A 12162-nucleotide genomic window follows, 5' to 3' on the forward strand; every position below is an offset into this window, starting at 1 on the left:
CAGGCTAGCGGCCGGAGCGGGCGATCCACCCCTCCACTTCCGAGGGGGTCCGGGGGATGCCGACGGACAGGTTCTCGGCGCCATCCTCGGTCACGAGGATGTCGTCCTCGATCCGGACGCCGATGCCGCGGAACTCCTCGGGAACGGTGAGGTCGTCCTGCTGGAAGTACAGGCCGGGCTCGATCGTGAACACCATGCCGGGCTGCACGACGCCGTCGATGTACATCTCGCGTCGGGCCTTCGCGCAATCGTGGACGTCGAGGCCGAGGTGGTGGCTCGTGCCGTGCACCATGTAGCGGCGGTGGAACTGGTTCTCCTGCTGCAGGGACTCTTCGGCGGTGCCGGGCAGGAAGCCCCACTCGGCGGTCTTCCGCGCGATGACCTCCATCGCCGTGGCGTGGACCTGACGGAACGTGATGCCCGGCCTCACGATGGCGAACGCGGCGTCGGCGGCTTCGAGGACGGCCTCGTAGACCATCCGCTGGACGTCGGTGAAGGTGCCGCTGACCGGCAGGGTCCGGGTGATGTCGGCGGTGTAGAACGAGTCGACCTCGACACCGGCGTCGATGAGGATGAGGTCACCCGGCTGGACGGCGCCGTCGTTCCGGGTCCAGTGCAGGATGCAGGCGTGGTGGCCGGATGCGGCGATCGTGTCGTAGCCGACGGTGTTGCCGTCCGCTCGGGCGCGCCGGTTGAAGGTCCCCTCGACGATCCGCTCGCCGCGCGGGTGGGCGAGCACGGCGTCGAAGTCGGCGATCACGTCGTCGAAGCCGGCCCCGGTCGCGTCGACGGCCTTGCGCAGCTCGTTCACCTCGTACGCGTCCTTGACCAGGCGGAGCTCGGAGAGGTCGCGGGCCAGGGCGTCGTCGGTCGCCGGTGCGCCGTCGGTCTCGGCGGCGCCACCGACGGCGCTGCCGAGACGCTCGTCGAACGAACGCGTCAGGTCGGCGTCGGCGTCCCGCACGAGCAGGACCGAGGCGTCGAGCGCGTCGGTCGCCGCGGCGAAGTCGCCCAGGTCGGCGGTCGCGAGGCCGAGGTCGGCCGCGACCTCGTCGAGCGACGGACGCGGTCCGACCCAGAACTCACCGATCTCCGGGTTCGCGTAGAACTCCTCGGAGTCGCGGCCTGCCGTGGCGCGGAAGTAGAGCGTGGCGTCGTGCCCGGAGCCGTTGGGCGTCATGACGAGCACGGAGCCGACGACGGTGTCGGTGCCCCAACCGGTCAGGTGCGCGAACGCGGAGTGCGGGCGGAACGGGTAGTCGCAGTCGTTCGACCGGACCTTCGCCTGGCCGGCCGGGACGACGATCGTGCGACCGGGGTGCAGCTCGGAGATGCGCGCTCGACGTTCCGCGGCGAACGCGGCCTGCTCGCGCGGCTCGGGCAGCGGTCGGTCGCGGTCGGCCCACTGCGAGCCGATGTAGTCCTTGAACGTCGAGGACCCGGGGGTCGTGGATCGGTTGCTCGTCGCGCGGGGAGTGGTGTCGGCCATGTCCCCATCATCGCACCGCCCGACGGACCACGGCCTGTGCGCCTCCTCACCTGTGGATAGCATTGACCCGTGCCCGATCCGTTCATCGACCTGCACGCGCACTCGAGCGTCTCCGACGGCACCGAGCGACCCGCGGACCTCGTCCGAGCGGCAGCGGCCGCCGGACTGGACGGCGTCGCGCTGACGGACCACGACACGACCGCGGGCTGGGCCGAGGCCGCGGCGACCGCGCGCGACCTGCCGCTCACCCTGCTCCCCGCCCTCGAGCTCAGCACCCGGGTCGGGCACCGCAGCGTGCACGTCCTCGGCTACCTCGTCGACCCCGACGACGCCGGTCTGGTCGCGGAGACCGGTCGGATCCGCGACGGGCGGCTCGCCCGGGCACGCCGCATGGTGGACCGCATCGGCCGCGACCACCCGATCACCTGGGACGACGTCCTCGCCCAGTCCCGCGACGGCGCGACGATCGGTCGACCGCACATCGCCGACGCCCTCGTCGCCCGCGGGCTCGAGGCCGATCGCAGTGCGGCGTTCCGCGGCATCCTGCACCCGGCGTCCGGCTACTACGAACCGCACGAGGCGCCGACCCCGCTGCGGGGCGTCGAGCTGATCCGGCAGGCAGGCGGCGTCCCCGTGATCGCGCACCCGGCGGCGTCCTCCCGCGGGATCGTCATCGACGAACCGATGCTCCGCGAGCTCGTCGACGCCGGCCTCGGCGGCCTCGAGGTCGACCACCGCGAGAACATCGCGCACGGCAAGCGCACGCTCCTCGACTGGGCCGGACGGTACGGCCTCTTCGTCACCGGGTCGAGCGACTACCACGGCACGGGGAAGCCGAACCGCCTGGGCGAGCACCGCACGGCCCTCGCCGCGTTCGACGTCATCCGGTCGACGGCCACGGGGAGCGCGCCCGTCGTCGGTACCGGCAGCCGCTTGTCCTGACCCTCGGCGTCGGTGCCGCGGAAGCGACACGTCTCGGCATCCGCGCGTGGATCGCCCCGCCGAAGCGACAGGTTCCTGCCGAGGGTTCCCGGCAATCTGTCGCTTCCGCGGAGCGCGGAGCAGAGATCCGGCCGCGCGAGTTGCGCGGGCGGGGACGACGAAGGGCCCGTCGCGTCAGCGACGGGCCCTTCGTCCTGGAGGCGCTACTCGCCGTCCGACGTGCCCTGCGGTGCCGAGGCGGTCGCCTCGGAGGAGCCGCTGCCGGCACCGCGGCGGCGACGCCGACGGCGACGCTTCGCGGCACCGTCGGTCGAGCCGCCCTCGGCGGTCGTGCCGTCGGTGGCCACGTCGGGACCCTGCGGGGTCGACGGGTCCGTGCCCTGGACCGCAGCGTCGTCGGCGGTGGCTCGCGGGGCGGACTGCTCCGTGCCTCCCGACCGGGTGCGGGTGCGGGGCGGACGCGAGCCGCTGCGCTGCCGGTCGCCCGATCGCTTCTCGGCGGGGCCACCGGCGGAGGCGGCGTGCGCCGAGGCGCCGGGGAGGCGGCCCTTCGTGCCCTTCGGGATGTCGAGTTCCTCGAACAGGTGCGGCGACGACGAGTAGGTCTCGACGGGCTCGGGGATGCCGAACTCGAGGGCCTTGTCGATGAGCGTCCACTTGTGCAGGTCGTCCCAGTCGACGAACGTGACCGCGATGCCGGTCTTGCCGGCGCGGCCCGTGCGGCCGGCGCGGTGCAGGTACGTGTCGGGGTCGTCCGGGATCGTGTGGTTGATGACGTGCGTGACGTCGTCCACGTCGATGCCGCGGGCCGCGACGTCGGTCGCGATGAGCACGTCGCGCTTGCCGGCCTTGAAGGCGGCCATCGCGCGCTCGCGCTGTTCCTGGTTGAGGTCACCGTGCACGGCGGCCGCGTTGAACCCGCGGTCCTTGAGCTCCTCGACGAGCTTCGCCGCCGCACGCTTGGTCCGGGTGAAGATCACGGTCTTGCCGCGGCCCTCGGCCTGGAGGATGCGGGCGATGACCTCGTCCTTGTCGAGCGAGTGCGCCCGGTAGATGAGGTGCTTGATGTTGGCCTGCATGAGGCCTTCGTCCGGGTCGGTCGCGCGGATGTGCACCGGGCGGCTCATGAACCGGCGGGCGAGCGCCACGATCGGGGCCGGCATCGTCGCCGAGAACAGCATCGTGTGCCGCACCTCGGGGATGGCCTGGAAGATCCGCTCGATGTCCGACAGGAAGCCGAGGTCGAGCATGCGGTCGGCCTCGTCGAGGACGACCTCTTGCACGTGCGACAGGTCCAGCATGCGCTGGCGCTGCAGGTCGATGAGGCGGCCCGGGGTGCCGACGACGATCTGCGCGCCGGCCTTGAGCTGCTCGATCTGGCCCTCGTACGCCTTGCCGCCGTAGATCGACACGATCGTGGTCGGGCGGTTCGACGCGGCCAGCTCGAGGTCCTCGGTGACCTGCACCGCGAGTTCGCGGGTCGGGACGACGACGAGCGCCTTCACGCCGGGGGCCGGGTCGGCGCCGAGGCGCTGGATGAGCGGGAGGCCGAACCCGAAGGTCTTGCCGGTGCCCGTCTTCGCCTGGCCGATGATGTCCTGGCCGGTGAGGGCGAGCGGGATCGTCTGCTGCTGGATCGGGAAGGGCTCGAGGATGCCCTTGCCGGCGAGCGCATCGACGATGTCCTGCTCGATGTTGAGGTCTGAGAAAGTCAAAGGATCACCTTAGTTCTGGTGGAAGTCCCGACCAGTCTACCGACGGGCCGGTCAGGCGTGGGCGCGGGGCGGTTCCCGCTATGCTCTTCGGGTGGTGTCGTGGTGGAACCGGAAGCGCGCTGCGCAGCTCGCCGCCGCGTGGCTCGCGTCGCGGAACCCGCGGAACGCATCGCCCGTGGAACGCCTGCAGCTGGACGACGTCAGCCCGGAGCTCGACGTCTACCTCGGCCAGGCGGCCTACCTGCAGCTGTCGCTCTACGAGACCATGGGTCGCGCCGGAGCCGGTGCCCCCACGTTGTCCGGTCGGTTGGTCACCGGTGTGCTGGCGACCACCGCACTCGAGCGGCACCGGACCATCGTCGCAGAGATCGAGCGCACCGGGGGCGACCCCGCGGCCTTGATGGCTCCGCACCGCGAGGCGATCGACCTCTTCCTCGACCGGACGAACGGCGCGGACTGGTACGAGTCGATGCTCACCGGCTACGTCACGGCCGGCATCCTCAACGACCTGTTCGGCAGCCTGCTGCGGTCGCTGCCCGCCGACGTCCGGCAACGGCTGAAGAACGTGTTCGATGCGCGCGAGGAGGCCGCCGTCGTCGAGGAGCTCACCGCTCGCATCGAGGAGGAACCGCAGGTCGGGTCCCGCCTGGCGATGTGGGGTCGACGGCTCGTCGGTGACACGCTCCTCGTGGCGCGGTCGGCGTTGGCCTCGCACGCCCGCGAGGACCAGTCGCGGCTCGAACCGGTCTGGACCGAGCTCATCGCGGCGCACACGCGCCGGATGGACGCGTTGGGGCTGACTGCCTGAGCCGCTGGGGCTGGCGACGTGATGCGGCCGACCCGACGGCCGGACGCATCGGTCCGGTGCTCAGGCGCCGCGGGCCTTGACGCGCTCGTAGAACGCGGTGTCCGCGGCCGAGCGGCGTCGCCCGAGCAGCCACTCCGTGACGAGCGCGACCACTCCCGCGCCGGCGAGCGCGACGACCCAGATCCAGCCGCCGTCGTACTGCCACCCCGCCCAGGTCAGCGCCTCCCAGAGGACCGCGGCCGCGATGCCACCGAGGGCCGGCCCGAGCAGCGAGCCCCGCGTCGACCGCCACGGCAGCACGACGTGGGCGACCGCCCCGACGATCAGACCGCCGAGGACTGCGAAGAGCAGTTCCACGTCGTCAGGCGACGAAGCCGATGCGGCGGGATTCCTCGGCGCCGACCTCGACGTAGGCGAGCGACGCGACCGGCACGATGAAGCGACGGCCCTTCTCGTCCTGGAGCGAGAGGTGCGTCGACTTCGCCGCGAGGGCCTCGGACACTGCCTTCTCGATCTCGTCAGCGCTCTGGGCGGTCTCGAACGCGATCTCGCGCGGGCTGTTGGTGATGCCGATCTTGATGTCCACGAGCACAGCGTATCCGAGCGGTCCGCCGGGGCACCGACCGTTCGCCGCAGGCGCACGCGCCGCCGGACCGGACGGGGCGGACCGGTCTCGTGGGCTGCGCTCGTGGCGTGCCGTCGGTGTCGGTCGGGGCGGTTACCGTACGAGGGTGCCCACGACGACCCTGACGCCGGCCCCCGCGCCCGAGGGCGTGTCGCGGGCACTCGCGGCCGACCCGTCGCAGGACGCGGTGCTCGCCGTGCCCGAGGGACGGCACGCTGCCGTCATCGGGGCACCGGGCACGGGCAAGACGACCACGCTGACCCGGCTCGTCGCCGCCCGGCTCCGCCGACCCGACGCGATCTCCCCGGACGGCCACGCGACCGTCCTCGCCCTCACCTCGGCGCGGACCGCCGCGACGGCGCTGCGCGACCGCCTGGCCGCCGCCGTCGACCGCGCGGTCCCCGGCGCGCTCGCCCGTACCGTGAACTCCCTCGCGTTCCAGGTCGTCGCCCACGCGGCGGCCGTGCAGGGGCAGGAACCCCCGACGCTCCTCACCGGCGGAGAGCAGGATCGGATCATCGCCGACCTGCTCGAGGGGCACGAGGTCGACGGCACCGGGCCGGACTGGCCGGCACCGATCACCGAGGTGGTCCGTGAACGCGCCGGGTTCCGGACCGCCCTGCGTGACGTCATGATGCGGGCGGTCGCCGCCGGCGTCGAGCCCGACGACATGCGCGAACTCGCCGACGACGCCGCGCGGCCGGAGTGGGGCGCGGTCGCGGACTTCGTCGACGAGTACCGCGCGGCCGTCACCGCGTTCCGTGCCACGAGTCTCGACGCCGCCGAACTCGTCGCCTACGCCACCGCGGCGGTCCTGCGCGGGCAGGTGCCCGCGAGCGTCGCGGCGTTGCGGCTCGTGGTGGTCGACGACACGCAGGAGCTGGTGGAGGGCGAGATCGCGCTGCTCGGAGCCCTCGCCCGGTCCGGCGTGCAGGTCGTGGCCTTCGGTGACCCGGACATCGCCGCCTCGGCGTTCCGCGGCGCCGAGCCGGACGTCCTCGGACGTCTGGGCGTGCGGCTCGGCGTCGACGCCGTCGACGAGATCGTCCTGACGACCGTGCACCGGCACCCCGCCGCCATCCGGGCGCTCGTCTCCGGCATCACGGGGCGGATCGGCGCTGCGGCGGCCGGCCGGCAGCGCACCGCGGCCGCGTCCGCCGCAGACGGCCGGGCGGACGCCGTCGTCCACCTCGAGGGCGCGAGCCGTGCGGCCCTGGTCGTCGCGGTTGCCCGTCGGCTCCGCGAACACCGCCTGATGGACGGCGTCCCATGGCACCGGATGGCGGTCGTCACCCGCAGCGGCGCCGCGATCCCCGAACTCGTGCGCGCCCTCTCCGTCGCCGAGGTCCCCGCGACCGCCGGTGCCGCGCCCGTCCGCCCCCGGGACGACACGGCGGCCCGCTCGCTGCTCGACGCCGCGGCCGTCGCGCTCGGGGTGCTGCCGCTCGACGCCGTGCTCGCGACCGCGTTCGCCACGGGGCCCCTGGGTGGCCTCGACACGCTGGCGATGCGCCGGCTCCGGCTCGCCCTGCGGCGGGAGGAGCTCGCCGGGGGCGGCAGCCGCACCGCCGACGAACTGCTCGTCGAGGCGCTCGGGGCACCGGAACGGCTCGCGACCGTCGACGCCGGGTTCGCGCGCCGGGCCACGCGTCTCGCCCGCAGCCTCGTGCAGGCCCGGGCGGACGCCGAGGCCGACGCGAGCATCGAGGAGATCCTCTGGGGGCTCTGGGAGCGCAGTGGCCTCGCCGGGACCTGGGGTGCGCAGTCGGCCTCGGGCGGCGTCGGCGCCGCCGAGGCGGACCGGCACCTGGATGCCGTCGTCGGGCTCTTCACCGCGGCGAAGCGCTTCGTCGAGCGCACGCCGGACGCCCCCGCCCGGGTCTTCGTCGACGACCTGCTCGGCTCCGACCTGCCCGAGGACTCGATCGGCCCCGACCGGACAGCCGGCCGTGTCCGCGTGCTGACGCCGTCGGCCACCATCGGCCTCGAGTGCGACGTCGTCGTGGTCCTCGGGCTGCAGGACGGCGTGTGGCCGAACACCCGCGTCCGTGGCAGCCTGCTCGATCCCGACGGTCTGGTCCGGGCCGCGGCGGGGATCGACCACGTCGCCGTCGACGACCGTGCGGCCGTCGTCGCCGACGAGCTCCGACTCTTCGCGCGCGCCGTCTCCCGCGCGACCACGCAGGTCGTCATCGGCACGGTCGCGAACGACGACGAGGCCCCGTCGCCGTTCGTGCGGCTCGTGCCCGTCCCGCCGGACCGGCAGCCGACCGTCCACCCGCTGTCGCTCCGCGGGCTCGCCGGGTCGCTCCGCCGTCGCGTCGTCGCGTCCGGGGACCACGAGGCCGCCTCCGCGCTCGCCCGGCTCGCCGAGGCCGAGGTGCCCGGCGCCTCGCCGGACGACTGGTGGGGCCTCGCCGAGCCCTCCACCGAGGCGCCCCTGGTGGACCTCGACGCCGAGCCCGTCGCGGACCCGGACGACCCCGACGGTGCCGCACCGGTGCCACCGACGGTGTCCGTGTCGCCGTCCCGCATCGGCACGTTCGAGGAGTGCCCCGTGCACTGGTTCGTGCAGACCTTCGGCGGCAGCGCCCCGAGCCCGGCGATGGGCATCGGCACGATCGTGCACGAGGCGATGGAGCACGCGACCGAGGTCGACGTCGAGTCCCTGTGGTCCCACGTGGAAGGACGCTGGGACGAGCTGACCTTCGAGTCGCCGTGGGTCGCCGACCGCGAGCGAGCCCGGACCCGCCGGATGATCGAGGGACTCAGCGACTACCTCCGCACGTTCGCGAGCGCCGGTCGACGACTGCTCGGGGCGGAGACGTCGTTCGCGCTCGTCACCGGGCCGGCCCGGATGCGGGGGAGCATCGACCGGATCGAGGTCGACCCCGACGGACGCGTCAGCGTCGTCGACCTGAAGACCGGACGCTGGATGCCGAGCGAGAAGAACGACATGCCGGGGCACCCGCAGCTCGGCGCCTACCAGCTCGCGGTCGAGGACGGCGCCGTCGAGGGTGTGCCGGCCGGCTCGGTGATGGCCGACGCCCGGCTCGTGTTCGTGCAGAAGCCGCAGCGCGGTCGGGCCTACTCGGAGCGCACCCAGCAGGCGTTCGACGACGACGCCCGCGACGCCTACCGCGAGCGGTTGCACACGGTCGCGCGCGGGATGGCCGGCCGGACCTTCCTGGCCAACGTGGACGACCACTGCGAGAAGGCACGGACCGGCGTCGAGTGCCGGATCCACGTCGTGGGCGAGGTGACCTGGTGAGCGACGGACAGCTCCTCGACGGCCGTCCCTCCGCCGCGGTGGTGGACGGACCCCGACACGGTGCCGACGCGATCGCGGACGCCCTCGGCCGGCCGCGCCCGACGGCCCAGCAGCGCGCCGTGATCGAGTCGCCGCTGCAACCCGCGCTCGTGGTGGCCGGCGCCGGCAGCGGCAAGACCGAGACGATGGCGTCCCGGGTGGTCTGGCTGCTCGCGAACGGCATGGTCCGCCCCGACGGCATCCTCGGGCTGACCTTCACCCGCAAGGCCGCGGGGGAGCTGTCCGTCCGGATCAACGACCGCATCCGCGCGCTCGAGGAGGTCGGTCTGCTCGACGCCGGCGACGCCTTCGAGGCGCCGACGGTGTCCACGTACAACGCGTTCGCGAACTCGGTCTTCCGCGAGAACGCCCTCCTCGTGGGGCGCGACGGCGAGTCCCAGGTCCTCACCGAACCGTCCGCCTGGCAGCTGGCCCGCCGGGTGGTCGTCGGCGCCCGGGACGACCGGTTGGCCGGACTCGACCGCGACGTCGACACGGTCACCGCCGCGGTGGTGGCGCTCGCCGGGGCGGTCTCCGAGCACCTCGTCGAGCCCGCTCGGCTCCGGCGCTTCGCCGTGGACTTCGCCGGACTGCTCGAACTCCCGGGGAACACCCGCGGTGCGCCCTACAAGGCCGTCACCGACGCCGTCGCCGCCGTCGGCGCCCTCGAGCCCCTCGTCGACCTCGTCGAGGAGTTCCGCCGGCAGAAGGTGGACCGCGGCTTCGTCGAGTTCTCCGACCAGATCGCCCTGGCACTCGCCGCCGCCGAGTCGGCGCCGCGCGTGGTGACGGACCTGCGCCAGCGGTACGGCGTGGTGCTGCTCGACGAGTACCAGGACACCTCGGTGGTGCAGACCCGGTTCCTCGCCCGGTTGTTCCGCGGACACCCGGTGATGGCGGTCGGCGACCCGCACCAGTCGATCTACGGGTTCCGGGGTGCGAGCGCGGCGAACCTGGCCCGGTTCCCGCGGGACTTCGGCGCCGAGGACGGCGAGCGGCCGGTCACCTTCGCGCTGTCGACGAGCTGGCGGAACCCGGTCGACGTCCTCGCCGGAGCCAACGCCGTCGTCGCGCCGCTGTCCGAGGCGTCCGAGGTGGCCGTCGAGCGGCTCACACCCCGTCCGGGCGCCGACGCGGGCACGGTGCAGGTCGTCTTCCCGGAGACCCTGCCCGAGGAGGCCGCGGCCGTCGCGCGGTGGTTCGCCGACCGCCGCGCCGCCGACCCGTCCGGCTCGATGGCGCTCCTGCTGCGCTCCCGGAAGGACCTCGCCGCGTTCACCGGTGCGCTCGCCGACCGCCGTGTGCCGTACCACGTGCTGGGGACCGGGGGCCTGCTGCAGCGGCCCGAGATCGTCGACCTGGTGGCGTGCCTCCGCGTCCTGCACGACCCCGCCGCGGGGAACGACCTCATCCGGCTGCTCGCCGGTGCCCGGTGGCGGATCGGTGCGGCGGACATCGCCGCCCTGCACGCCCTCGCCCGCTGGCTCTTCGGCCGTGACCACACCCAGCACCGACTCGACGACGCCCTGACCGCCGCCTTCCGGGCGTCGGTCGCCGCGGGGGAGCACGGCTCGATCGTCGACGCGCTCGACTTCGTCGCGACCGCTCCGCACGAGCACGGCGCGCTCGCCGACATCAGCGACGTCGGACGCCGCCGGATGCGGGAGCTCGGGCAGCAGCTGGCGGCCCTCCGGTCCCGCGCGGCCGGAGACCTCGTCGACTTCGTCACGCTGGTCGTCCAAGAGATGCGGCTCGACGTCGAGGTCGCCGCCCACGAGCAGGGGAGCGGGGCGTTCCTCGACGCCTTCATCGACGAGCTGGCGGGCTTCGTGACGACCGACGACCGGGCCGACCTCGGCGCGTTCCTCGGCTGGATCGACGCGGCAGCCCGACGGGACGACATGGGTCCCCGGTCCGAGGAACCCGAGGCGGGCACCGTCCAGATCCTCACCGTCCACGGGTCGAAGGGCCTCGAGTGGGACGCCGTCGCCGTGCCGCGCCTGGTCGAGGGCGCACTGCCGGCCCGGCCGCAGGAGGGGTCCACCGGCTGGCTCGGCTTCGGGCGGCTGCCCTACGAGTTCCGCGGCGACGCCGAGGAACTCCCGCGGCTCGACTGGCGCGGGCACGACGACCAGAAGGGCGTCACCCTCGCGATCGACACCTACAAGGAGCAGGTGAAGGCCCGCAACGAGGACGAGGAACGGCGGCTCACCTACGTCGCCCTCACCCGCGCGAAGCACGACCTGCTGGTCAGCGGGTCCTTCTGGGCGGGCGGTGTCCGGCCGACCGAGCCGAGCCGCTACCTCCGCGACCTGGTGGACGCGGGTGTCCTCGACGGCACCGCCGTCCCGGACGCCACGGCGCACGAGGAGAACCCGCTGGGCGACGCCGGTGCGACGCAGTCGTGGCCGCACGTGCCCTTCGGCCAGCGCGCCGCGCGGGTCGTCGCCGCGGCCGAACGGGTCCGGAACGCGAACCCCGCGGCGGCTGGTCGGTTCGCCGCCGACATCGACCTGCTGCTCGCCGAGCGCGCAGCCAACCGCAGCGCCCGGCACCGCGTGGTCGTGCCGCACCGCGTGCCGGCGTCCGGGTTCAAGGACTACCTCGCCGAGCCCGACGCCGTGGCCGAGCGGCTGCGTCGGCCGATGCCCGAACGGCCGTACCGGGCCACCCGTCTGGGCACGCTCTTCCACCAGTGGGTCGAGCAGCGCGCGCGGAGCGGCGGCTCGCTCGAGACGCTCGACGCCTGGGACGACGAGCTCGACCTCGACGCCGACGACCTGCTCGACGGCTCGACGGACGCCGCGGTCACCGACGACGATGCCCGGCGGCTTGCCGACTTCCAGGCCACGTTCGCGCGGTCCCGGTGGGCGGGTCTGACGCCGATCGAGGTGGAGCGCGAGATCCACATCCCGTTCCTCGGGCACAGCGTCGTCTGCAAGCTCGACGCCGTCTACGAGATCGACGGCCGCGCCGAGGTCGTCGACTGGAAGACCGGCAAGGCGCCGAAGGGAGCGGACGACCTGGCACAGCGGCAGCTCCAGCTCGCGCTGTACCGCGTCGCCTACGCCGAGTTCACCGGGCGTCCCGTGGACGAGGTCGACGCGGTCTTCTACTTCGTGGCCGACGACCTCGAGGTGCGCCCGCGGGAGCTGCTCGACCGCGCCGGGCTCGAGCGCGCCTGGCGCGCGGCGGTGGGCTGACCGGTCCTGCCGGGTGGGACGGTCGCGCCCCGCGCGGAGGGCGCGACCAGTCGGACGGGAGGCGCGGTGC

8 protein-coding genes are annotated in these 12162 nt (G+C 73.8%); 4 read left to right on the forward strand and 4 right to left on the reverse strand.

The window, feature by feature from the left end; genetic code table 11:
• Window positions 1-4: 4 nt before the first annotated feature.
• Window positions 5-1489 (reverse strand): aminopeptidase P family protein, encoded by a 1485-nt coding sequence (locus tag AAEP86_RS08585; protein ID WP_420370123.1) that lies wholly within the window; start codon window positions 1487-1489, stop codon window positions 5-7.
• A gap of 69 nt (window positions 1490-1558) precedes the next feature.
• On the opposite strand from AAEP86_RS08585, the gene AAEP86_RS08590 reads away from it, so the two are divergent.
• Window positions 1559-2431 (forward strand): PHP domain-containing protein, encoded by an 873-nt coding sequence (locus tag AAEP86_RS08590; protein ID WP_420370124.1) that lies wholly within the window; start codon window positions 1559-1561, stop codon window positions 2429-2431.
• 203 nt (window positions 2432-2634) lie between these two features.
• On the opposite strand, the gene AAEP86_RS08595 is transcribed toward AAEP86_RS08590, so the two are convergent.
• A complete protein-coding gene (locus tag AAEP86_RS08595; RefSeq protein WP_420370125.1) occupies window positions 2635-4146 on the reverse strand; it encodes a DEAD/DEAH box helicase in 1512 nt (503 codons plus the stop codon).
• Window positions 4147-4237: 91 nt separating this feature from the next.
• On the opposite strand from AAEP86_RS08595, the gene AAEP86_RS08600 reads away from it, so the two are divergent.
• Window positions 4238-4954, forward strand: a complete 717-nt coding sequence (locus AAEP86_RS08600) for a ferritin-like fold-containing protein (protein WP_420370126.1) — start codon at window positions 4238-4240, stop codon at window positions 4952-4954.
• Between the two features lie 60 nt (window positions 4955-5014).
• On the opposite strand, the gene AAEP86_RS08605 is transcribed toward AAEP86_RS08600, so the two are convergent.
• Window positions 5015-5311, reverse strand: a complete 297-nt coding sequence (locus tag AAEP86_RS08605; RefSeq protein WP_420370127.1) for a hypothetical protein — start codon at window positions 5309-5311, stop codon at window positions 5015-5017.
• Window positions 5312-5315: 4 nt separating this feature from the next.
• Window positions 5316-5540, reverse strand: coding sequence for a DUF3107 domain-containing protein (locus tag AAEP86_RS08610; protein ID WP_420370128.1), 225 nt, complete (start codon window positions 5538-5540; stop codon window positions 5316-5318).
• Between the two features lie 145 nt (window positions 5541-5685).
• Between AAEP86_RS08610 and AAEP86_RS08615 the strand changes: the two genes are divergently transcribed.
• Window positions 5686-8850: an ATP-dependent helicase gene (locus tag AAEP86_RS08615; protein WP_420370129.1), complete on the forward strand. Its 3165-nt coding sequence runs from the start codon at window positions 5686-5688 to the stop codon at window positions 8848-8850.
• Complete coding sequence (locus AAEP86_RS08620) at window positions 8847-12092, forward strand: ATP-dependent DNA helicase (protein ID WP_420370130.1); 3246 nt, start codon at window positions 8847-8849, stop codon at window positions 12090-12092. Before AAEP86_RS08615 ends, AAEP86_RS08620 begins: the two co-directional genes overlap by 4 nt.
• The last annotated feature ends 70 nt before the right edge of the window (window positions 12093-12162 follow it).

Origin of the sequence: Curtobacterium sp. L1-20, from assembly GCF_048755855.1 — a bacterium.
In the GTDB taxonomy this organism is placed as follows: domain Bacteria; phylum Actinomycetota; class Actinomycetes; order Actinomycetales; family Microbacteriaceae; genus Curtobacterium.